Annotated in this window: 22 protein-coding genes; 11 read left to right on the top strand and 11 right to left on the bottom strand. The window is 62.4% G+C overall.

The genetic code is table 11. The annotated features are described in order from the left end of the window. Positions 1-109: 109 nt before the first annotated feature. From H5P28_RS18865 to H5P28_RS18885, 5 genes are all read right to left on the bottom strand, one after another. A complete protein-coding gene (locus H5P28_RS18865; RefSeq protein ID WP_185677248.1) occupies positions 110-817 on the bottom strand; it encodes a hypothetical protein in 708 nt (235 codons plus the stop codon). A 73-nt stretch (positions 818-890) separates the two neighbouring features. After that, the gene (floA, locus tag H5P28_RS18870; protein ID WP_221773487.1) at positions 891-1,928 is read right to left on the bottom strand and encodes a flotillin-like protein FloA; all 1,038 of its coding nucleotides are present in this window, start codon (positions 1,926-1,928) and stop codon (positions 891-893) included. Then, positions 1,925-2,392 (bottom strand): NfeD family protein, encoded by a 468-nt coding sequence (locus H5P28_RS18875; RefSeq protein ID WP_185677249.1) that lies wholly within the window; start codon positions 2,390-2,392, stop codon positions 1,925-1,927. The genes floA and H5P28_RS18875 overlap by 4 nt, the downstream gene beginning before the upstream one ends. Before the next feature lie 46 nt (positions 2,393-2,438). After that, positions 2,439-3,359 carry a hypothetical protein gene (locus H5P28_RS18880; protein ID WP_185677250.1) on the bottom strand — a complete coding sequence of 307 codons (921 nt, stop codon included), beginning with the start codon at positions 3,357-3,359 and terminating at the stop codon, positions 2,439-2,441. A 2-nt stretch (positions 3,360-3,361) separates the two neighbouring features. Beyond that, on the bottom strand, positions 3,362-4,945 hold the full coding sequence (locus H5P28_RS18885; protein WP_185677251.1) for an NfeD family protein: 1,584 nt from the start codon (positions 4,943-4,945) through the stop codon (positions 3,362-3,364). 192 nt (positions 4,946-5,137) lie between these two features. Here H5P28_RS18885 and H5P28_RS18890 point away from each other — a divergent pair, with 192 nt between their 5' ends. Together H5P28_RS18890 and H5P28_RS18895 are read left to right on the top strand one after the other, a co-directional pair. Further along, positions 5,138-6,061: an aldose epimerase family protein gene (locus tag H5P28_RS18890; protein ID WP_221773488.1), complete on the top strand. Its 924-nt coding sequence runs from the start codon at positions 5,138-5,140 to the stop codon at positions 6,059-6,061. Positions 6,062-6,382: 321 nt separating this feature from the next. Then, positions 6,383-7,435: a tRNA dihydrouridine synthase gene (locus H5P28_RS18895; RefSeq protein ID WP_221773492.1), complete on the top strand. Its 1,053-nt coding sequence runs from the start codon at positions 6,383-6,385 to the stop codon at positions 7,433-7,435. 103 nt (positions 7,436-7,538) lie between these two features. On the opposite strand, the gene H5P28_RS18900 is transcribed toward H5P28_RS18895, so the two are convergent. Both H5P28_RS18900 and H5P28_RS18905 read right to left on the bottom strand, forming a co-directional pair. Then, complete coding sequence (locus tag H5P28_RS18900) at positions 7,539-8,132, bottom strand: hypothetical protein (protein ID WP_185677252.1); 594 nt, start codon at positions 8,130-8,132, stop codon at positions 7,539-7,541. Between the two features lie 16 nt (positions 8,133-8,148). Continuing rightward, positions 8,149-8,715 (bottom strand): iron-sulfur cluster assembly protein, encoded by a 567-nt coding sequence (locus tag H5P28_RS18905; protein ID WP_185677253.1) that lies wholly within the window; start codon positions 8,713-8,715, stop codon positions 8,149-8,151. Positions 8,716-8,893: 178 nt separating this feature from the next. Between H5P28_RS18905 and H5P28_RS18910 the strand changes: the two genes are divergently transcribed. The 8 genes from H5P28_RS18910 (at position 8,894) to H5P28_RS18945 (ending at position 16,907) form a co-directional block, all read left to right on the top strand. After that, positions 8,894-10,180, top strand: coding sequence for a hypothetical protein (locus H5P28_RS18910; RefSeq protein ID WP_185677254.1), 1,287 nt, complete (start codon positions 8,894-8,896; stop codon positions 10,178-10,180). 259 nt (positions 10,181-10,439) lie between these two features. After that, on the top strand, positions 10,440-10,904 hold the full coding sequence (locus H5P28_RS18915) for a hypothetical protein (protein ID WP_185677255.1): 465 nt from the start codon (positions 10,440-10,442) through the stop codon (positions 10,902-10,904). A 12-nt stretch (positions 10,905-10,916) separates the two neighbouring features. After that, entirely contained in the window at positions 10,917-11,468 is a 552-nt protein-coding gene (locus H5P28_RS18920; protein WP_185677256.1) for an LptA/OstA family protein, read from the top strand. After that, complete coding sequence (gene lptB, locus H5P28_RS18925; protein WP_246456605.1) at positions 11,468-12,244, top strand: LPS export ABC transporter ATP-binding protein; 777 nt, start codon at positions 11,468-11,470, stop codon at positions 12,242-12,244. The genes H5P28_RS18920 and lptB overlap by 1 nt, the downstream gene beginning before the upstream one ends. A 5-nt stretch (positions 12,245-12,249) precedes the next feature. Then, a complete protein-coding gene (gene hprK / locus H5P28_RS18930) occupies positions 12,250-13,212 on the top strand; it encodes an HPr(Ser) kinase/phosphatase (protein ID WP_185677257.1) in 963 nt (320 codons plus the stop codon). Positions 13,213-13,764: 552 nt separating this feature from the next. After that, positions 13,765-15,186 (top strand): chromosomal replication initiator protein DnaA, encoded by a 1,422-nt coding sequence (gene dnaA, locus H5P28_RS18935; protein WP_185677258.1) that lies wholly within the window; start codon positions 13,765-13,767, stop codon positions 15,184-15,186. A gap of 305 nt (positions 15,187-15,491) precedes the next feature. Continuing rightward, on the top strand, positions 15,492-16,208 hold the full coding sequence (locus tag H5P28_RS18940; protein WP_185677259.1) for a pirin family protein: 717 nt from the start codon (positions 15,492-15,494) through the stop codon (positions 16,206-16,208). A 189-nt stretch (positions 16,209-16,397) separates the two neighbouring features. Further along, positions 16,398-16,907 carry a hypothetical protein gene (locus H5P28_RS18945; RefSeq protein ID WP_185677260.1) on the top strand — a complete coding sequence of 170 codons (510 nt, stop codon included), beginning with the start codon at positions 16,398-16,400 and terminating at the stop codon, positions 16,905-16,907. Between the two features lie 176 nt (positions 16,908-17,083). Here the strand turns inward: H5P28_RS18945 and H5P28_RS18950 are convergent, their stop codons facing one another. From H5P28_RS18950 to H5P28_RS18960, 3 genes are read right to left on the bottom strand one after another with little or no spacing between them, the layout of a single operon-like run. Then, entirely contained in the window at positions 17,084-18,076 is a 993-nt protein-coding gene (locus H5P28_RS18950) for a DUF975 family protein (RefSeq protein WP_185677261.1), read from the bottom strand. A 16-nt stretch (positions 18,077-18,092) separates the two neighbouring features. Continuing rightward, complete coding sequence (ligA, locus tag H5P28_RS18955) at positions 18,093-20,102, bottom strand: NAD-dependent DNA ligase LigA (RefSeq protein ID WP_246456606.1); 2,010 nt, start codon at positions 20,100-20,102, stop codon at positions 18,093-18,095. Between the two features lie 38 nt (positions 20,103-20,140). Then, complete coding sequence (locus H5P28_RS18960; protein WP_185677262.1) at positions 20,141-20,587, bottom strand: VanZ family protein; 447 nt, start codon at positions 20,585-20,587, stop codon at positions 20,141-20,143. Positions 20,588-20,612: 25 nt separating this feature from the next. Here H5P28_RS18960 and H5P28_RS18965 point away from each other — a divergent pair, with 25 nt between their 5' ends. Next, complete coding sequence (locus tag H5P28_RS18965; RefSeq protein WP_185677263.1) at positions 20,613-21,062, top strand: hypothetical protein; 450 nt, start codon at positions 20,613-20,615, stop codon at positions 21,060-21,062. A 58-nt stretch (positions 21,063-21,120) separates the two neighbouring features. On the opposite strand, the gene H5P28_RS18970 is transcribed toward H5P28_RS18965, so the two are convergent. Further along, positions 21,121-22,278 (bottom strand): hybrid sensor histidine kinase/response regulator, encoded by a 1,158-nt coding sequence (locus H5P28_RS18970; RefSeq protein ID WP_185677264.1) that lies wholly within the window; start codon positions 22,276-22,278, stop codon positions 21,121-21,123. Between the last annotated feature and the right edge of the window lie 17 nt (positions 22,279-22,295).

The raw sequence follows: 22,295 nt of genomic DNA on the forward strand, positions 1-22,295 counted from the left end.
CCTGGGAGAGCTGTTCTCTGTGTCACGAACGGAAACACCACTGGGGCGCGCCTCTTATTGTCCTGTGCGGTTACGTACCTGTCCACGGGGATAATCCGGACAAGGCTCCTCAGTGGCCGCGGGTGGCACCCGGCCGGTCGTCGTGGCGCAGGCTGACCGGGGGGCCGATGATTTCGTAATGCAGAACGGCCCGGCGGACGGCAGCAGGGTCTTTGAGGTCGCGCCGCAGGCTGCCCCGGATGGATTTGAAGGTGGCGTCGCCACTGTGCTCAAGAATCGGCTTGCGCGGGGCGCGTGCCGGGGTCTTGGCGCGGGTCTGACGGCGGACCGCTTCTGCCCGGCGCAGGGCTTCCTCGGCCTGGCGGCGCTGTTCCTCGATTTCGGCTTCGTAGTTGCGGGGGGGCGGAGGCACCTCGAAGTAGGGAGAAGGCTCCGTGCTCGTGGTGTTCGGTCGCGGAAATTGCTGGCGACGGTGCTGCGGCTCACGCTGGTTGCTGACCGGGCGTGGGGCCTCCAGCGGTGAGGGCATGCGGTGGTCGGCGGGCTGACGCAGGGGAGGAGGGCCGTTGTCGGCCTGTTCGCGCGGGGGCGGAGCCTCGCCCCGGCGCTCGGCGATCTTGCGACGGATTTCCTCCTGAATGCGGCGGGCCCGTTCGTTGTTGTCGTTGGCCGGATGGTCCAGTGGGGTGTAGGGCCGGGATTCCTGCTCCGCCTCTTCCTCCTGCTCGCCCTTTTTCTTCGCCATCTGCATGGCCGCATTGATGGCCCAGATGACGAAGACGACGACAGGGACGAGCCATTCTCCGAGTTGGTCCATAGCGGTAAGCGGGGTGCGTTGAAAAAGGGCGGTGGTTGCTGGTCAGGCGGTGCGCGGCGCGAAGGCTTCGGGCCTAGCTTTCCTGGTGGCCCTGTTCTTCGGGCTTGGAGATGGATTCGCGCATGGCGGTGTCGGACTGGATATTCTGGAGGCGGTAGTAGTCCATGAAGCCCATCTTGCCGGAGCGCAGGGACTCGGCCAGGGCGAGGGGAACCTCTGCCTCGGCTTCGATGACCTTGGCCTGCATTTCCTGCACGCGGGCCTTCATCTCCTGTTCCAGGGCGACGGCGGCGGCACGGCGGATTTCGGCCTGTGCCTGGGCCATGTTCTTGTTGGCGATGGCCTGGGCTTCCTGGAGCTTGGCCCCGATGTTTTCACCCACATCCACATCGGCGATGTCGATGGAAAGGATTTCAAAGGCCGTGCCCACGTCGAGGCCGCGTTCGAGTACGTTTTTAGAAATGCGGTCCGGGTTTTCCAGCACGAACTTATAGCTTTCGGCCGAGCCGATGGTGGTGACAATGCCTTCGCCGACACGGGCGATGATGGTTTCCTCCAAGGCGTTGCCCACGTAATGGTCGAGGTTCGAACGCACGGTCACGCGGGCGCGGGCCTTTACCTGAATGCCGTCCTTGGCCACGCCGTCAATCGTGGTACGGCCGCTGGAGGAAGCCGGGCAGTCAATGACCTTCGGGTTGATCGAGGTGTGGACGGCCTCCATGACGGACTTGCTGGTGCCCTTGGTGGCCAGGTCGATGGCGCATGCCTTGTCCCATTCCAGGATGATGCCGGCCTTTTTGGCGTTAATGAGCGCCTGGACGGTTTGGATGATCTCGCCCCCGGCCATGTACTGGGTTTCGATCTGGTTGATGCTGATGTCGATGCCCGCCTTGCGCGACATGATGCGCGCGTCCACGATCAGCGAGTAGGGCAGACGGCGCAGGAAGCGCATCGCGAAAAGGGTAAACATGCTCACCGGCGCGTCCGAGGAGGCGGCCTTGAGCCAGACCTGAAGGAAGGACAAAAAGACGAACAGGATCGCGAGGACAAAAAGCCCGAGGATGGCGTAAACGATAAGCCAGATGCTGACGGCGAGTGCGGGGATAATCATGACAATGGTTTGATGATGAGTTTAAAGCTTTCGACCCGGACGACTTCGACCGGCGTTCCCTTGGCCACGTAACCGCCCTGGGTGGCGGCTTCGTAATTACGGTCTGCGATACGGACTCTGCCCGAGGGCGCCATGGTTGTCAAGGCGCTCCCCCTCTGCCCGACGAGGGAGTCGTCCCCGGCGGGTGTGTTGGAGGAACTCTGGATGGAGCCTTCCGAGCGCAGGAACTTCCCGATGCGGCGGCTCTTGATCAGTTTCAGCTCGAAGTAAAAGAAAACCAGGCATAGTAACAGCGACCCGGCGAAGACCCCCAGCCCCGGCAACGGGCCGTACTGGCTGTAAGTCAGGTAGGACGCCGCCAGCAGGCAGCCCACGGCGATGACCGCGAGCACCCCGCCCGGCAGGAATATCTCCAGAAAGAGCAATACCAGCGCGATGACGATGAGGGAAGGAATCAGGCTCATGGGGGGGGGTGTCAGGTGGCGTGAGGAATCGAAAAGGCCCCGGCACTCAGTTGCGTTTCGGGCAGGGGGTGGGGATTTGCGAGGCGAGCTCGGCGACAGCGAGTTCGGCGTTCACTTGATCGATAAAAGCCTGCGCACGTGGGTCGTCGGTGGCGAGTTTTTCCCGCGGGCGGATATGGAAGATTTTGGAAAAATTCGGGCCGCTGGAAAAGCGTATCGTGGCAAGCGTGCCGTCGTCCTCGGGTGCCAGCGTGATAAACATGTCGCGCTCCGGCAGGCCGGGAAATACGGAGACACGCATGCCGCCGTTCGTCTCAAAGGTGATGTCAGACGTCAGTTGTGCTTCACAGAAATTCACGCCCTTAAGCTCTGTCTGCCCCTTCATGGTAACGAGTTCGCCGTTCTGTTTCAGCAGTGGCCATTCGCAAAGGGTCGTGAGTAGGTACATGTAGTCTAGAATGAACACTAGATCGGAGCCGGTTTTTTTGAAGGAGCTACCATCCTTGGTGCTGACAATGCGGTTGTCCTTGATGTTGTAAAGGGCGGTCTCTGAAGCCTGCTGCATCGCACCGTCAGCGGCATGGATGGCCTCCTTTTTGAGTGCGCTGGCGTGTTGAAAGCCATCTGGGTCGGGCAGGTCGGAAGGAAATATCGACACTCCCAGTAGTTCGTCCATTCGGGTGGGGATGTCTCTGTAGGTCGAGAACGCGTAAAGCTCCCCGTTGCCGTAAAGTAGCGTCATTTCCTGCCGGATTTTCTTGGGCGTGCCTCCAAACGCTCCGGGTTGCTCCAGTTGGGCGTGGATCAGGGTGTACCCGTCGCCCGCCGTCAGGGCGGCAAGTTGGCGTGAAAGGCTTTCGTGCCCCTTGGGCATTTCCTCTTCTATCTCGTTGGCCTCCGGCTGCGCAACCGACAGCAGGGGAGCGCTCAGCAGCACAAACAGGACGATTCGCGGAATCAGGCTCATGGCTACGGATCACAAGGTTCTACCACCAGCGCGAAGCTGCCGCGCTGGACCACGACGACCGGCTGGCCGCGGCGGATTTCGCCGTTGGAGCAGCGGGCCTGGAATTGCTGGCCGTCGATCTCGACCATGCCCAGCGGGTGCAGGTCGCGCACCACGGTGCCGCGCGCGCCCAGGTCGGGCAGGCCGGTCTGGCCGGCAGAGGTGCTACCGCCTCCGGCGTTGATTTCGGAGGGGCCGCCGACCTCACCCTGTGAGATGAAGCGGCGAAACAGCGGTGAGTTGGGCAGGAATTTCAGCAGTAGTACAAAACCGCCACCTGCCACGATGAGGGCGAGCAAGCTGTTCTTGACGGCGGTTTCAATCGCCTCGGTACTGATGGTGAACCCACCCTCGGGGGTGGGCCAGACATCAGCCATCGACCACAGTACGGCGGCGACGATGCTCAGCAGCCCGAGGATGAGCATGACGAGCACGCCGGGGAAAAAGAGCAGCTCGACGGCGATGAGGAGCAGGCCGAGGAAAAAGAGCAGGATCGGTTCATTGCCTGCCAGCCCGGCGAAGGTGTTGCTCAGGAACGCGACCACGACCAGCGCGATGCCGAGCCCGCCGATCAGCCCGAAGTGCGGGGTCTTGACCTCGACGATGATGAGCAGGATGCCGACGGAAACCAGTATCGGAGCGATGCGGGCGAACCACTTGGCGAACTCCTCCGACCAGGTGAGGTGAAACTCGCGGATCTCGTAATTGCCTTCGCCGTAGCGTTGGCTCAGGAGCTGGTCCACGGATTCAACGATGCCCGCCGCCAGCAGCGGCTGGGGCGGATCGCCGTACTGCCGGGCCGCTTCGGTGGCGGTTATGGTCAACAACTCCCCGGTGGGCTTGATTACATGGCCGTCGATTTCCAGCTCAAACTCCGGGTCCATCATGGCCCGTTGCACGTCGGCGCGGTAGCGGTGCGTCTCGGAGAGCACCCGCACGACGGCCCGCAGGTAGCTGTTGATCTTGCGCTGCATGCTCTCGTCGATGTCGCCACCCTGGCCGGTGACGGCCTCGGCCGCGCCCATCTTGCCCTTGGGGGCGAAGTAAATCGAGTCCGTGGCCACAGCGATGTAGGAACCGGCGGAAATGGCGTCATCGTCCACGTAGGTGATGGTTTCGCCTTCGAAGTTATCCAGCGCCTCCATCATCTCCAGAGTGGTGTCGAGCCGCCCGCCCGGCGTATCCATCTGAAGTACCACCGTGTCCACACCGTTGGCGATGGCGTCCTTGAGCGCCCGGCGCAGGATATAAAGCTGGGGGCCACCGATCTCGCCTTCGATGGGCACGACATAGACGCTGCGTACGCCGGGCTGGATCGCGATGACGGGCGCAACCGGGCCTGGGGCCGTCGAGTTGTCGTCATCGGCAGCGGCGTCCGGGGTGGTTTCGCCCGGGGCGGTGTTCGGGCTGGAGTCGGCGGGGACAGTCTGGGTCTGGTCGGCCTCCGAGGCCATGTTTTCGGAGCCGCCGTCGGCCGGGGCCAGCGCGAAACCGCACAGGCCGAAGAGGATAAAGAGGGCAGAGAGGAGTGAGGCCGGTTTAAACATCGGTTGACCCCACGCTACCCACCCGCGTCCGAAAAGCAAGGCGAAGCCACCGGGTTGCGCTCCGGTTGGGCAGCACTCCGACTGAAGCAGCACTGGGAGGGCTCTGTCCCCTCAGGGCCGTGCCCGCGGGGGTTTTTTCGGCGGGGTGTGATTTGGCTTTATCGGGGGGAGGGGAGTGGCTAGCGTCGGCTTATGATGGAAACTCTCGACATCAACGGCCACCCGGTGCGCAAATGGCAGATTGGGGCCTCGACTTTTCTCGCGTACCCGGAGGCCGGGGCGCGCCTGATGAACTGGCACCTCACGCTGGCCGACGGCAGCTACCGCGATGTCATCCACTGGCCCGAGGACGCCGACCTGAACAACATCGCCCACGTGCGCGGTGGCAATCCGGTGCTTTTCCCCTTCTCTGCCCGGACCTTTGACAAGGGCGATCTTGGCTACTGGCGGGCCCCCGATGGTGAACGTCGCCCTATGGCCATGCACGGCTATGCCCGGCAGGGGCGCTTTGAGATCGTGACCGAGCACGACCACGGTTTTACCGCGCAATTCAAGCCCGACGAGGAGTGCCGCGTCGCCTACCCCTACGACTACACTTTTATGGTGCGCTACCGCTTCGAGCAACTGGCGTTTTTTGTCGATTACGAGTTGGTCAACCACGGGTCGCAGGCCGTGCCGTGGTCAGCGGGGCACCACTTTTATTTCAGTCTGCCCTGGCATGAAGGGCTCGGTCGCGGCGAGTATGTGATTAACGCCCCGGCCAAAAAAGCCTTCCACCAGGACGGCGAAGGCAAGCTCGTGCCGGTGAAGGATTTCCCGGAAGCGGCCAGCTTCGACGACGAGCGCATCGTGGACCTGATTCGCTGCCGGCTCAAGACGAGCGAGGTGCGCTTTGGGCCGCGTGGGGGCGAGGAGGACATCCTCGTCCGCATCGGGGACCAGAAGGTGCCCGCGCCCTGGACGACACTCGTGACCTGGACCCAGAACGCCGACAGCCCCTTCTACTGCGTCGAGCCCTGGATGGGACCGCCCAACAGCCCCGAACTCCAGAAGGGCCTGCACTTCGTCGAGCCCGGCAAGAGCGAGGTCTTCTCGGTCGAGGTCGCCCTGGCCTAGGGCCTGTTGGCTGGGTTCCAGGCATAAGTTTGGGGCTTCCAGCTGCGTCTGAACGCGTACGGAGAGAACGTTGAATCGCGTTGTCCTGTTTGCGTGTAAGGCTCTTGTATTTAGTGGATTATGGCTATGGGATGAAGGGCTTTCGCCCACGGCTTAGCCTTCTTCCAGATATTCCAGTTGAATGCCCTGCTTGAATCAAGGTAGTTGGGGGAGGCCTCATATCCGTTAAGAAACGGTATTAGGCGTTGCAGGCGGGCGCTTCTTGGGGTTCTGTCTGCGCTTTTAACCCAAGAATCGCCCGTGCAACCGCTTCCCGAAACCATGATCCCCGGCCAGCCGCCTTCAGCGTTGGCCCCGATGCAGGATGTGACGACCCTGCCGTTCATGCGGGTGGTGACGGAACTCGGGCCGCCGGATTACTTTTTTACGGAGTACTTCCGCGTGTACGCGCATTCGCGGCTCATCCCGTATATTCTCTCCTCGATCACCGAAAACCCGTCTGGGCGCCCGGTTTTCGCGCAATTGATCGGTGAGGATCTGGAGGCGCTGGCCCGGACCGCGCGCGAACTCCAGGCTTACGCTGTCGCCGGGGTGGACCTCAACCTCGGCTGCCCCGCGCCCAAGGTTTACAAGAAGAACGTAGGCGGCGGGCTTCTGCGCGACCCCGAGCACGTGAACCGCGTCTTGGGTACGTTGCGCGAGGCTTGTCCGGGGCGTTTCACGGTGAAAATGCGGATCGGCTTCGACTCGACCGAGCACTACGAGACTCTTCTGGGCCTGGTCAACAAGCACGGGATCGACCTGCTCAGCGTGCACGGGCGCACGGTCAAGGAAATGTACCGCGGGGGTGTTCACTACGACTTTATCCGGCAGGCGGTGCAGACGGTGCGCTGTCCCGTCCTGGCCAACGGCAACATCACCTCCGTCCCAAAAGCCCGGGCCGTGCTCGCAGTGACGGGTGCCGCCGGGGTGATGGTGGGCCGCTCCGCCATTCGCAACCCGTGGATTTTCCGCCAACTGCGCGAAGCCGCCGCCGGGGAGAAGTACTTCCGGCCCACGCTGGCCGATGTGCGCGACTACATTGACCGGCTTTGGCAGGCCACCCTGCGCCCCGGCAGCCCGCCCAAGCGGCATATCGCGTATTTAAAGAAGTTTCTCAATTTCGTCGGGCAGAGCGTGGACCCCGAGAGCAGCTTTCTCAAGGCCATGCGCCGGGCGCAGACACCCGACGAGCTGTTCGCCATCTGCGACGAGCACCTGCTGGCCGACGGCGCGGCGGAACGCGCCTACGCCGAAGAACCCTACTCAGGCGTCATCGCCCGCCCCAACCACGAGGGCGACCCCTGTGAACCCGAACAAGGCTGCTCGCTCTAGGTTTACGAGTTGGGGGCTCTGCGCCCCCAAGCCCAGAGGAGCATCCAAACGGGGTTGCACTTCCCATCGCTTATGGCGAAAACCTGGGTGACGCGACGCGAAGCTAGGCTTCGGGGATGGGCGGTGGCCCGGCCTGTTTTCGGTTGCGTGCCCGCAAGGGGAAAAAGACCGCCACAAAGGCGATAACGGCTCCGGCGATTCCTCCGAAGAGGCCAAAGAGGCCGGTGGCGATTTTCATAAAGGTTTCCGCGAAATCGTCCGGCCCGACGGCCAGGATAAACTTTTTCGAGTCACCGTTGACGCGCAGTACGTAGTCGCCGGGGTGGGGTGGGGTGAACTTGGCGACGACAACAGCGGCCATGTTGCCGTTGTGCTTGGTCGTGCTGCCGCCCGGATTGCGGATTTCGACGGCTTCCCCGCCGTCAAGGGACTCGATGTGCAGGGTGATTCCCTCGGGAAGCCTGTCAGTCGTGTATTGGCGTCCCTGATATAAAACGCTTTGGTAAAGCCAGACGACCTGAGGCTCCGCCGTTGCGCAGTGGAAGGTAAACTCCCCGGGAAACTCGGAAACATTCCCCATGTCCGAGAGTTTATCGACGAAGTCCTTCAACTGGGCGGTGGAGAAGGTGATGCCACCAGCCAGAATCGCCAGGGCCGGAATCAGCGCGGCGATGAGCGGGTAGACCGGCTTTTTCATGGCGCGGGCGGCTGGCTCAAACCAGGCCGAGCTTCTTTTTGCCCTCGTCCGAGATCATGCGCGGGTTCCACGGCGGGTCCCAGACGATCTGGACGTTGGCGAAGTCCACCCCCGGCAGCGCCTCGATGCGCTCCTTGGCGTCGGCGGCGATGGTCGGGCCCATACCGCAGCCCTGCGCGGTCAGCGTCATGCGGACATCGACTTCGTGCTTGCCGCCCTCGGCGGGGCGGGTCTCCAGGCTGTAGATCAGGCCCAGATCGACGATGTTGACGGGGATTTCCGGGTCGTAGCAGGACTTGAGCACGTACCAGACCTGGTCTTCGCTGAAGGGGCCGTCCAGGTTCGGTTTGGCGCTTTCCTGCGCCTGGAACTCGGCTTCGAGCGCGTCGGCGGCTTCCTGCCCGAGGGCACTCCAGTGCTGGCGCTCAATGCGGAACATTCCCTGCGGGGTCGTTACTGTGACGCTTCCTCCCAGCGCCTGATTGACCGAGACGGGGCTTTCTTTGGCCAGCGTGATCACGTCACCGGCGGGAATGAGGGTCGCGGGGCAATCCCGTTCCAGGTAAATGGTCTCATCAAGCATGCTTATGTTTTTGTTAATGGAATGCGAAAAGTCAACCGCCGGCCCCCTTTGTTTGAAATGATACCCGGCAAGTGATACTACAGCCCGAATAATCACAAGACCGGCAGGAGTTCTCCCTTGCTGACTGCATGAATTTCTCCTATGCAGATAGGTTTTGTAACGCCAAATCCTCTGACGTATGCAATTGCCCCGTTTTGCCCTCATTGTAATTTTAGCCCTGCTGCCTGTTGCTTTACAGGCGGCGAAAAAGAACGCTCCGGCCGAGCCCGTGACGACCCTGAGTGACGAGGAGGTTGTCCAACGCCTCGCCACGACGGATATTCTCGCCTGGGAACGCGCTATGGATCTCAAGAAGCAGGGACTTTCCCTGATCGACTCGGGGAAGCGCCTGCAAGAGCGCGAAGTCGGCGCCTTCCGCGATGCGGCCTCCGTTGCCCGTGACAAGGAGGACGGCAAGCGCATGGCCGCCGAAGGCCAAGCCAAGGTCGCCGAGGCCGAGGCTGAGCTCAACGCCCTGCGCCTGAAGGCCGAGGAGGCTTCGCCCTCACAGACACCGGCGAACGCTGCCGCCGCCACGCACAAGCTGGACCTCGCGCCGCAGACCTTTGGCGATGACGTGCTTGTCCCCGTGATCGAGAAGCAGCTCTTTACCCTCTGGGGCATGGGCTACAAGCGTATCCTGCTGATCGGGGCCTGGGCCAGTACTACCGATGCCACCACCCCGCTGCCGCAACTGCGCACCAAGTTGGCCGAAGAAATGCGCCGCAAGGACGGCAACCGCTATTCCATCGTCCCCACCGATGCCTCGGATTACCTGTACCTCGTCATCGACGGGGTGCCGACCGTCAATTACCCGAACAAGTTCGATACCGCCAATGCCCAGCGCACCGCGCTCGTTTACGCCGAGTTGGTGCCCTCGCCCGACCGCAAGGAGACCTGGATCTCGTTGCGCGCGGTGGACGCCAACAGCATGGAGTTGATCGACAGCCGCCTGCTGCTGTGCAAAAACGACGCCGCGCTGGACGAGATGCTCGGCTTGAGCCCCGACGAAAAGGCGGATGCTGTCACGACTCGCCCGCAGGAGCCGGTCGCGGTTGTCATCAACGACGAGGCCGATTTTGTGGCACGGGTGGATGCCAGCAACGCGACTTACCAGTTCGGTATCCGCTACCTCGGGGATGCCAGCGGCTTCCGTGCCCGCCAGGCCGCTATCCTGCTCAAGACGATCCTGCCTCCGGCGGGCATTAAGATGAGCGACGCCGATTTCTTTGCCCGCGCCCTGCCCACGGACGAAGCGTCCGCGCAGGAGGAGGTTCGCTACGACGCACTCTGGCAGCTTGAGCCGCGCGAGCCGGGCCTGCCGCTGCGCCAGACCTACACGCTGGAGGCGATCAGCCTGCGCGGCGACGAAGAGCGCGCCCTCAACGTTGGTTCGCTTGAGGTGGCCAGCGCCAGCGCGGACTAAAGCGAAATGCTCTAGGCGGCTTCCGGTGGGTAAGCGGGCGAATTTGGCGCTCTGGCTATTTCTTTATGGCCTTTCTGGGTTTGCCGGTACCCCCCTACGGTGCCTCAGTGCCTTTGTGGTTAAATTGATAAAGCCGTCCGGGAGTGTGGAAGGGAACTTGCCTTGTGCCGCGCCTGTCATGGAAGCCGTTGCCTAATAAAGGCTCGCCTTCGCGGTTGCTTTGGGGGCGCTTTTTTAGCAACCTGCTTATTTATCAACCATGAGTTCCCGTCTGTTTTCGCTCCTTCTTGCCGGTGTCGGCTTGTGGGCGGCTGTCGCCGTCACCGCCTGGGCGCGGGATGACGCGATGAGGCCGGACGCCCCGATTAACAAATTTCGCTTGCCGGGCTTCGACGATGCCACCGGTAATCGCACCTGGCTGCTCTCCGGTGACGAGGCTATCGTGAAAAATCCCGAGGAGATCGAAGTCACCGCCATGGTCCTGAAAACCTACGGTGCAGACGATCCGGTCACCGCACAGACGACCATCCAGAGCCCGCTGGCCATCATCTACCCCAAGGAGGGGATCGCCTGGGGGACGGGCCTGATCACGATCCACGACCGCCACGACGCCTACTCCATCGTCGGGGAGAACTGGGCTTGGCACAACAAGGAGCACAAAATCACCATCAATCAGGATGCCCGCGTGACCTTCCGCGAGTCGCTCGGCTCCATCATCGACTGACTTTTTTCATCCATGACACACCGCTTTATCCGCCACTGCCTTTTCGTGCTGGGAGCCTCGCTGGTGCTCTCCGCGCCATTGTCTGCCCAGAACACGGAAGCCCAGGATACCGTCGTCACCAGCGTCCGCCTCGAAATGGTCGGCGAGGACGACCAGAACGTCTTCCACTTTTATGAGGATGTCGTCGTGACCGGCACCAACCTCAAGGCCACCTGCGACGAGATGACCGTCATTGCCAACCGCCTGACCGACAGTACCGGCGCGGTGGGCGAGTTGGGGACCATCACCCACATTACGCTTGTCGGTAACGTCGTCATCGAGCAGAGCGGCCGCCGCGCCGAGTCCGGCCGGGCCGAGCTCTACCCGCGCGAGGGCAAGGTTGTGCTGACCGAGAACCCGGTCGTTTACGACTCCGAGGGCACCGTCAAGGGTGAGCGCATCGAGCTTTACAAGAACGAGAAAAAGGCGCGCGTCTTCGGCTCCGAGAGTGGCGAACCCGGCAAACGGCCCACTGTCATCCTCCCGAACATCGGGGACATGGGCTACCAGGAGGGTTCCAAGTAATGTCCGCCGAGAACGAGACCGTCGTCATGCCCGCCCTGGAGGGGGAGTCGGCCCACGGCTCCATCCATACCAAGGGCTTGGTCAAGACCTACGGCAAGCGCACCGTGGTCAAGGGCGTGGACGTTCGCGTGGATGCGGGCGAGATCGTCGGCCTGCTCGGCCCTAACGGCGCGGGCAAGACCACTACCTTTTACATGGTGGTGGGGCTGGTTGAGGCCACCGGCGGACAGGTCTTTCTGGACCAGCACGACATCACCGCCAAGCCCATGTACCGCCGCGCCCGCATGGGCATCGGCTACCTGCCGCAGGAGCCGTCGGTTTTTCGTAAGCTGAGCGTTTACCAGAATATCCTCGCCGTGGTGGAGACGCTGCCCGTTCCCCGCCGGGAGCGGCGCGACTTCGTCATGGCTCACCTGGAAGAGCTTGGCCTGGACAAGCTGGAAAAGCAGAAAGCCTACACGCTTTCCGGTGGGGAGCGCCGCCGCCTGGAAATTACCCGGGCGCTGGTCGCCCGTCCGCGTTTCATGCTGTTGGACGAGCCCTTCAGCGGGGTGGACCCGATCAGCGTGGCCGAGGTGCAGGACATTATCCGCGGCCTCAAGAGCAAGAACATCGGCGTCCTCATCACCGACCACAATGTGCGCGAAACCCTCAGCATCGTGGACCGTGCCTATCTCATCCACCAGGGTGAGGTGCTCTGCGAGGGCAGCAGCGACTTTCTTGTCAACGACCCCAAAAGCCGGGAGTTCTACCTCGGCGCGAACTTCAACCTCTGATCGTCATGCCCCCTCAACCCAACGCCAAGATCATCGAAAGCATTTCTGTCCGCGACTTTTTCGACTCGTTCGCGGAAAAGCTCGAGCTGGAACTGGTCACCGGGGAGGAGGGGATGAAGCGCTTCATCCGCGAAAAGAGCATCAACCGGCCCGCCCTCGCGCTGACCGGCTATTTCAAGCACTTTGCCAACCGGCGGCTCCAGCTCTTCGGGGCCGGGGAGATGGCCTACCTGCGCGATCTCAACGAGGAACAGCAGTTGCGCATCGTGCGCGAAATCATCGCCCGGCATATCCCCTGCATTATCGTCTCGCGCAACCTCGTGCCGATCAAGGCCATGTACACCGCCGCCGAGGAGTCGCGCACCCCGATGTTCCGCACCCCGATGAAATCGAAGGACTTCATCGCCGAAACCACCATCCTGCTGGAGGACAAGTTCGCCCCCCGCACCAGCATTTACGGGACCTTGCTCGACATCAAGGGCATCGGCACCCTCATCCGGGGCAAAAGCGGCGTAGGCAAAAGCGAATGCGCTCTCGCCCTGATCGAGCGCGGGCACAGCCTCGTGGCCGACGACGTGACTTATATCAAGAAGGTCGGTGACCGCGAGATCGTCGGCACCAGCGCCGAACTCAACCGCGGCTATATGGAGTGCCGGGGCATTGGTATCATCAGCGTGAGCGATCTTTTCGGCATCCGCTGCGTGCGGTTGGAGAAGCGGATCGACCTCGTGATCACCTTTACCGAGTGGCAGCCGGGCATCGACGAGGAGCGAACCGGCCTGGAGCTCGCTTATTATGAGATTCTCGGGATGAAGGTGCCCCACATCATGATTCCCGTGCGGCCTGGGCGGGATATGGCCCGTCTGGTCGAGGTGGGCGCTCTCGTGCAGGCCCTCCGTCTGATGGGACATGACTCGGCCAACGAGTTCAATGAGCGTCTCATCGCCGCGATGACCTCCGGTTCGTGAGCCGGTTTTTATTCCCGGAGAGGCAATCTTTGCGGGCTGAGAAAATTATTTTTCCTCACCCTCGGGACGTTTGTTACATTCCTGTTCCGGTTTGCCGGGCAGCAAAATGTCGGCACGATACCCGCTAACTTGTTCAATCAGGACCATTTGCGGGAACTCCAAAAATCATGTCGTTTGTGCAACTAAAAGGTGACAAAATCGGGGTTGTGGGCGGTGTTAGTAACTTGTGGAAAACTAGAACTTGCCAACAGGGGCGGGGCAAAATTTACTCCCTCCATACAACGCTACTGGGCAGTTTCGGGAGGAGCCGCCACGACTTACTGGTTTCCCTCCCGCTTCTCAGGTTTAATGCGGAAAGTTGCTACTAACTAATTAATTTTAAACTACTTATGGATTTACTCTCACTGCTGCCCCGCCTGGATAACTGACCCCTGTCCGCGCACGCCTTCTGCTGAAGGCCTATTCCGATTAACACAATCCGGTGAGCCGTGATTGTCTATAATTGTTTAGGAACAGTTTGTGAATAAATCCTCTAAAACGCTGTAACAATACATGAGTCAACAGAGCCATCAAACGACTTTATGGGACACGATCAAGGGCGACTTACAGAGCCTTTTTCCCCATGATGTCTACCGCACCTGGTTCGAGCCGGTCCAGTGTGTCGATGAAAGCGATGATTTTGTAACCTTGGAAGTGCCGAACGACTTTTCGGCGTTTTGGATCCAGGACAACTATCAGGATATTATCACCAAGCGCCTGTGTGAAAACACCGGGCATGCCATGGGCATCCGCTATCGGGTGTCCGAGGGCGAGGCCGAGGCTGATACCTCGAAGGACGATGGCTCGCTGCCGGGGCGCGCCGTCGGCCCCGTCGCCCAACCGCGCACCCCGCGGGTGAATGAGCCGCGTGAGCGTACCGCCAGAAAGGGCGGCTTCTCCTCGCGCATCATCCTGAACCCGCGCAATACCTTCGAGAACTTCGTCGTCGGTGCCGGCAACCAGCTTGCCCACGCCGCCTGCATGGCCGTGGCCAACGCCCCCGCCCGCGCCTACAACCCGCTTTTCCTCTACGGAGACACCGGCCTGGGCAAGACGCACCTCATGCACTCGGTGGCCCAGCACGCCCTGCGGACCAACCCAGACGCCGAGATCGCCTATATTTCCACCGAGAGCTTTACCAACGAGTTCATCGAGGCGATCCAGACCAACACCGTGACCAAGTTCCGCCAGCGCTACCGCCAGGTGGACATGCTCCTGATCGACGACATCCACTTCCTCTCCGGCAAGGAGCGCATCCAGGAAGAATTTTTCCACACCTTCAACGAGCTCTTCGAGCGCCAGAAACAGATTTTCCTCTCCAGCGACCGCCCCGCCAGCGAGATCGCCAAGCTCGAAAGCCGCCTTGTCTCCCGCTTCCAGTGGGGTCTGGTGGCCGACATCCAGCCGCCGGACTTCGAGACCCGCGTCGCCATCCTTGGGAAAAAGGCCAAGTCCATGAACCTGGAACTGCCCGAGCCCATCCTCCAGTTCCTGGCCGAGCGCGTCTCGCGCAACGTCCGCCGGATGGAAGGGGCCCTCACCCGCGTGGCCGGTTTCGCCGCCCTCATGAAAAGCTCGATCGACATCCCGACGGTTGAGCGCCTGCTCCACGACATCCTGCAGGAGGAGGCCCAGAACAAGGTGACGATTGAAAAAATCCAGCAGAAGGTGGCTGACTACTACAAGCTGCGCCTGACCGACATGGTCAGTAAGCGCCGCCCGGCCAATATCGCCTTCCCGCGCCAGATCGCCATGTACCTCAGCCGCATGCTCACCAGCCACTCCCTGCAGGAGATTGGTGACGCCTTCGGCGGACGCGACCACGGCACGGTCATCCACGCCTGCAAGACGGTCGAGAACATCATGGAGCAGGACGATTCCGTCTCGCGAGCCGTTGATTACCTGCAAAAGCAGCTCGCCGCCCACCGCTTCTAGCAGGGCATGCGCTGCACCCTCGGGTGCGTGCCCACGGGACAAGTGCGTGACCGCACGGGACAATCATGGGGCTCGCCCCATCGGAGCCAGAAAGGCTCCTGCCCCGTAAGCGTACTGATCGCCCCGGCGGGGAACGAGTGCCAGCTCATCCACGCTGGCACTCTCCCGGAAGGAGAAGGCGCAGTGGGCAGCGGCCTTTCTGGACGGGTAGGGGGCAACGCGTATGTGTCCAGTGCGGTCACGCACTTGGCGTAGCCCGAAAACACGCCGGTGGACAGGCCGGGGGAGTTGTGCTAAGGTAGCGGATGAGTACGACTGCTTCCTCCCTGCGCATTCGCCGGGCCGCTGACCGCGGCCATGCCGACCACGGTTGGCTGGACACGTGGCACAGCTTTTCCTTTGCCAACTATCACGACCCGGCGCACATGGGTTATCGGGCACTGCGTGTCATCAACGACGACCGGATCGCGCCGGGCCGGGGCTTTGGGATGCATCCGCACCGGGACATGGAGATCTTCAGCTACGTGCTCGACGGGCACCTCCAGCACGAGGACAGCATGGGCAATGGCCGGGTACTCGGGCGCGGGCAGGTGCAGCTCATGAGCGCGGGGCGCGGCGTGCAGCACAGCGAGTTCAACCCGAGCGCGGAGGAATCCGCCCGCCTGCTGCAAATCTGGATACATCCGCGTGAGCACGGCCTGACCCCCGGCTATACCGAATGGCAGCCCAGTCCTGCCCAAGCCGACGCGCCCAAGGTGCTCATCATCTCGCCCGACGGGCGCGAAGACTCGGCCACGATCCATCAGGAGGTGGACATCTACCGCCTGCGGCTCGCGCCGGGGCAGAGTGCCACGCACGAGCTGGCTCCGGGGCGCGGGGTCTGGCTGCAGATCGCCGAAGGAGCGCTCACTCTGAACGGCGAGACGCTGCGCGAAGGCGATGGGGCCAGTCTGGAAACGCCGGGCACACTCACCTTGACGGCGGAGTCGGCCGCCGAGGCTCTGCTGATGGACTTCGCGTGAGCAAAATCCGGTCCGGTGGGCTTGAAGGTTCCCGTTCTTTCGAAGGAACAAAGTTCCGTTTCAAAAGTTTTTGGGGAGAGCGCGAGAGGGTGTTTTTTTCAAAAACACCCTCTCACATAACCCCCAAAGCTACTTGAATCGGTATTAGGCTTGCGCGTGAGCCCGCGTGGCACAAGAACCCTTACTATCATGGATTTGACCAACGAACAAAAGGCGCAAGTCAGCGCCTGGATCAGCGAAGGCCTCGGCCTGTCCGACGTGCAAAAACGCCTGGCCGAAGAGTTTGGGCTCAACATGACCTTCATGGAAGTCCGCTTTCTGGTGGACGACCTGGACCTGGAACTCAAGGACAAGAGCGGCCCCCGGCCCGATGCCGACCTGAGCCGCGCCCCGGCCCCCGCGCCTGCCGCCGCTCCCGGCGACGACGAGCCGCTGCCCTTCCCCGGCGCGGAAGACGACATGCCCGGCGGCGGCCAGGTCAGCGTGACTCTGGACAAGATCCAGCGCCCCGGCGCGGTCCTGAGCGGCTCGGTGACTTTCAGCGACGGGAAGACGATGGACTGGCAACTTGACCAGACCGGCCGTCTCGGCCTGATCCCGCGCAGCGACACCGGCGATTATCGTCCCAGCGAAGGCGACTTGACCGAGTTCCAGATCGCGCTTCAGCAGGAGCTTCAGCGCTCGGGCCGACTCCCGTAGTGCGGGGTAAGAACGCGTTGCCGGGCACGAGTGTTTCTGTGAGCGCCCCGGCTGTCGCAGCGAAGCGCGCATTTTTTCAGCCCGTCCGGAGATTCTCGGACGGGCTTTTTTTATGGGCAAAACACTGGCTGAGTAATCCCGAGAACGTTTTTTCTACCGACCCGAATGGTAGCAGCTCAGGCGTTGTTTCGCTCCTGACTGAGGAGTGACTCGTAAAAACAGGTCATGGTGCAGCGGCTGTACGGCACCAGCCAGATAAAGCCGATACCCAGCGTGAAGATGCAGCCGATGCTCAACAGCCCGAAAAGCACCCAGAGCCGGAACAGTCGCCATTTGTTGCCCACCATGAGTGAGCGGCTGCGCTGGAGGCTCTCGAAGACACCCGTCTCAGCATTGTCGGCGAGGATGTAGAAGACCTGCGAGAGCATCAGGGCAAGGATGCCCCCGGCAAACGCCACGGCCACGCCCATGACAACGAAACCGGTGATGAGCAGCGGGGACAAATCCGGGCTATCGAAGTCTGTGCCCGTGGCGGCGGCGATCCCGAGGAGAATGCCTCCGGGGATGGCGGCCACCAGGATGGCGACGACGAGGATCGCGCTGTAAAGCAGGTAGGTGAGAAAGGTTTTCAGGAAAATGGGGAAGGCGGAAAAAAGCTGGTCGGTCTTGGGCTCGCCGCCGCGCGTGTACGTCAGCCAGAAGCGCATGGCTCCGACCTCCAGCACACCGAAGAGGACAGAGTTGATCAGGCCCCCGATGTAGGGAATGATCTGGATGCCGATATAAACCAGCCCGTAGATCAGGCAAAAGCCAATCCCGGTGCTCCAGCGGCCACTCATCATGTCGCTGGCCAGAGACATAAGGGCGCGGGCGTTGGCCCCGGCGGGAACCTCAAAGCTGGTCGGCGGCGGCAGTCCCCGGTCCTGCGGGATGCCTTGGCCGTAGCCGGGGCGGGCCGACGGGGTATCCACGATGGGCGGAAGGTCGCCGAGGGTTTGAGCGGCGGGAAACTTCTCGGCCAGGGGGGTCCGGGAGGCGGGTTGCCATTCGTTCATCCCGGCCCGCCACACGAGGGTGTCGGCGGTGACGATGCCCTGCTCGATCAGGCGTTCGATTTCGGACGGCGAAACCGGGCCGTGCTGGCGGTTGTAGATGGCGTAGTACCACATGGCGGCGTGGGGAGGGTCAGGGGTTAATCAACTTGAGGAAAGCGTCTTCGTCGATGATCTCGACGCCGAGCTTGCGGGCTTTTTCCAGCTTACTGCCGGCGGATTCCCCGGCCAGCACATAGTCGGTTTTTTTACTCACGCTGGAGCTGGTTTTGCCCCCGGCTTTTTCGATCCGGGCCGTGGCCTCGTCGCGGCTCAGGGTGGGCAGGGTGCCGGTGAGGACGACGGTCTTGCCGGTGAGCGGTGTTTCGGTCCCGGCCTCGGCGGGCGGCTCCTCTTCTATGCGCAGGCCGTGCGCGATGAGGCGGTTGACCAGGTCGAGTTGGGCCTCGTCCTCGAAAAACGTGCGGATGCTCGCGGCCACGATGCCGCCGATGCCGTCCACCTCCTCCAGCTCCTCGGCGCTGGCCCGCATGATGGCAGGTAGCCCGTGGAAGTGTGCCACGAGGTCCTTGGCCGACTGCGCCCCGACGTTGGGGATGCCCAGGGCGTGAACGAGCCGCCAAACTTCCTTGTCGCGGCTGGCGGCGATGGCGGCGACGAGGTTTTCGGAGGACTTTTGGGCGAACTTCTCCAGCGGGAGCAGTTCCTCGACCGTGAGGGTGTAGAGGTCGGCGGGGTCGCGGACGAGCCCCTGCGTAACCAGTTGGTCAACGACGGCTTCGCCCAGGTTTTCGATGTCGAGACAGGGCTTGCTGGCGAAGTGCTTGAGCTTGCGGCGGATGAGCGCGGGGTCGTCCCGGCCCTTGAGCCGCCAGAAGGCCTGGCCGGGTACGCGTTCGGCGTCGATGCCCTTTTCCTGGAGGAAGGCGGCGAAGTCGAAAGGCTGGCTGTCGGCAGGGCGCTTGTCGGTGACGACACGCAGAACCTGCGGGATGATTTCCCCGGCCTTCTGCACGACGACGGTGTCGCCGGGGCGGATGTCCTTGCGGGCGATTTCGTCCTCGTTGTGGAGAGTGGCGCGGGAGACGGTCGTTCCGGCGAGCTGGACGGGGCTCAGGTAAGCCACCGGGGTGACGGCCCCGGTGCGGCCGATTTGCACGTCGATTTTTTCCAGCAGGGTTTCGGCCTGCTCGGCGGCGAACTTGTAGGCGATGGCCCAGCGGGGGGATTTGGCGGTGGCTCCGGCCTCGGCCTGGAGCGCGAAGTCGTCGAGCTTGATGACCGCGCCGTCGGTCTCGTAGGTGAACTCATGCCGGAGTGTATCCAGTTTTTCGATACAGGCCCAAGCCTCGTCAATGCCTTCGGCGGTCCAGTACCTTTCCAGCGTGGGCAAGCCCCAGCCCCTGACCGCCTGGTGGAACTCGCTCTGTTTGCCGAAGCGGCGCGGCTGGCAGAAGCCCAGCCCGTAGAGGACGATCTCCAGCCGTCGCCCGCCGACGCCGGCCAGTTGCTTGACCGTGCCGGCGGTGAGATTGCGCGGGTTGGCGAAGAGGGGGAGTTGCTTTTCCTCGCGTTCGGTGTTGATGCGCTGGAACTCGGTCAGGGTCATGTAAAGCTCGCCGCGAATCTCGACGATCTCGGGCCATTGATCGCCCGCGAGCCGGTCGGGAAGTGCGGGGACGCCCTCGCGGACGTTGGCGGTGATGTCGTCGCCCTCAACGCCGTTGCCGCGCGTGACGGCGCGCACGAGGCGGCCCTGCTCATAGGTCAGGCAGACGGCCACGCCGTCGATCTTCGGCTCGACCACGTAGCCCAGCTCGCGGTCGGGGAAAATGCGCCGCAGGCGTGCGTCGAATTCGCGTAGTTCGCTCTCGTTGTAAGTGTTGTCAAGCGACATCATGCGCTCGCGGTGCTTGACCTTGGCAAAGCCCTCGGTGCGGTCGTCACCGACGTGGCGAGTGGGGGAGGTGTCGGTGGACAGCTCGGGGAACTCGGCTTCGAGCGCGGCCAGTTCGCGCTTGAGCGCGTCGTATTCCTGATCCTCGATTTCGAGGGTGCCTTGGCGGTAGTAGAGCTCGTCGTGGCGGGCGAGTGTGTCGCGCAGTTCGCGGATGCGGCGGGTGGCCTCGGACTTGTCCATCATACAGTCACGAGCATGGGAAGCGCGGCGGGCGGAGCAAGCTAAGAGCGCAGGGGCTCGGTGAGTGGCCCGGGCGCGGAGCGGGGAATGGGTCGCCATTCGAGGACGCGCCGGTAAAGCCCCCAATAGCGGTAGACGAAAGTCGCGACGAATGCCCCGACGGCGTCGGCCAGCAAGTCCCAGCCGTCCATCGTACGGTTGGGGTTCATGCCCTGATGCAGTTCATCGGAAAGACCGAAGGCGATGGTCAGGCCGACAGCCCAAGCCATTTTTCGATGAGGAGCCATCCCGTCGGGAAGCGCACGGAAAACCGCGGTAGCGAGCAGCCCGAAGACCAGAATGTGAGCGAGCTTGTCGATCTGAATAATGCCGGGGACGATCTCGGGTGGCACGCTGCCGCCGGAAAGCAGAGAGATACTGGCCACCAATGCGATGACGAGGAGCCAGCGCAGGAAAAAGGGTTGCTGCCGTGGAGTTTTCACGCTCATTTCTTTTTCTTACGATTTGTTTTTCATGGCAATGTTCCTTCAGCCTGGCTCGCGGTGTTGCGCCTCGGAGAATTTCTTCCGGCCCGCTGGTTTGGCAGATCGCCTGATTGTCGTCCTCGCCCTGATGCTGTCGGGGGTTGCGTTGCTGGCCTCGTGCATGTCTGGCAATGAGCAGGCGCGTAGGGTCGTCGAGATTGAGGCGGCATTTATGGGCGATCAGTGGCTGGTCCGGCCTGCCGGGGCGACGGGGGCGCGAGGATGGGAAACGATTGGCGACTTTTTCGATCAGGACGCGGACGAGGTGGCGGCGGTGGTGACTTTCCGCAAAAAAATCAGTGATGAAAACCGGCTGAAGCTCGAAGACGAATTGGCAATCTACGGGGTTCGAGTTGAAGAGGTGATCATGCCGCGGTCCATGCGGGTGCCTGACGGGTCGGATGCGCTGACGGAGAACCCCGTCATCGTCCGCAAGTGAGCGGTCGGCGTCCGGGCTGGGGGGCAAAAACCTCTCGCCCCACGTATTGTCCGGTTGGTCAACTGCCTTTGCCCACCCGGTTGAGCGCGTTGCTGAGGGCGCGGGCGAGATTCTCGATCAGGAAGGGCTTTTGGACGATTTCGGTCACGCCGAATTCCTTCAGGCGGGCCTCGGTGCCGGAGTCGTTGAAGGCGGTGACGAGGATAAATGGCAGGCCGGGTCGCACGGCGTAAAGCTGCTCCGCCAACTCGGGACCGGACATTTCTGGCATCTTCGAGTCCGAGAGCACGAGGTCGAAGTAATCCGGGTGGCGCTTCACCATGTCAAGCGCCTCGGAGCCATTTTCAGCCACGCTGACACGGTAGCCGAGCGTGTGCAGGATGTCCATGCCCAGCCCGCGCATGATCGGCTCGTCGTCCACCAGCAGGATGGCTTTTTTCTCCTGCGGATAATCCTCGGGAGTGGGCATGGGGGCCTCGGGGACGGGTGTCTCGAGCGAGCGCGGCAGCTCGATGGAGAAAGTGGTCTCGATGTCCGGCTGGCTGGTGGCCTGGATCTCGCCGCCGCAATCCTGTACGATTTTCTGGACGACGGCCAGGCCCAGCCCGGTGCCCATGCCCAGTTCCTTGGTCGTAAAATAGGGGTCGAAAATGCGCGGCAGGATGTCGGACGAAATACCGGGGCCACTGTCGCTGACTTTCAGGAGGGCTTTTTGCCGGGCCGCGTCGCAACCGAGGCTGATGCAAAGCCGTCCACCCTTGTCCCCGAGGGCCTGGAGGCCGTTCTGGCAAAGGTTCATGACCAGTTGCTGCATCTGGCTGGCGTTGGCCTTGACGCAGACCGGCTTGGGTGGCAGCTCCACCGTGAGCGTGACTGCCGGGCTGACAAAGCCCTCCAGCAGCCGTTCGACGTGGGCGATGGTTTCGCGCAGGTCGAGCACCTTGTGGGGGATGTTGTCGTGGCGGCTGTAGGCGGAGATCTGTTCGACCAGCTCGTGGGCGCTGCGGGAGGCGAGCATGACGTTGGCCAGTGCCTTGCGGGCGAGGTTCTCGTTCTTGAACTCGCGCAGGGCCAGCTCGGTGTTGCCCTGGACCCCGGCGAGGAGGTTTTTCAGATCGTGGGCGATACCGCGGGCGAGCTTGCCCAGGGTGAGCAGCTTTTCCTCGTTGATCGGTTCGGACGCTTGCGGGTCCTGATGGCTGGCGGGATCGCTCATGGAGAAGTCTGTCCGCG

Source organism: Ruficoccus amylovorans (assembly GCF_014230085.1).
GTDB lineage: Bacteria > Verrucomicrobiota > Verrucomicrobiia > Opitutales > Cerasicoccaceae > Ruficoccus > Ruficoccus amylovorans.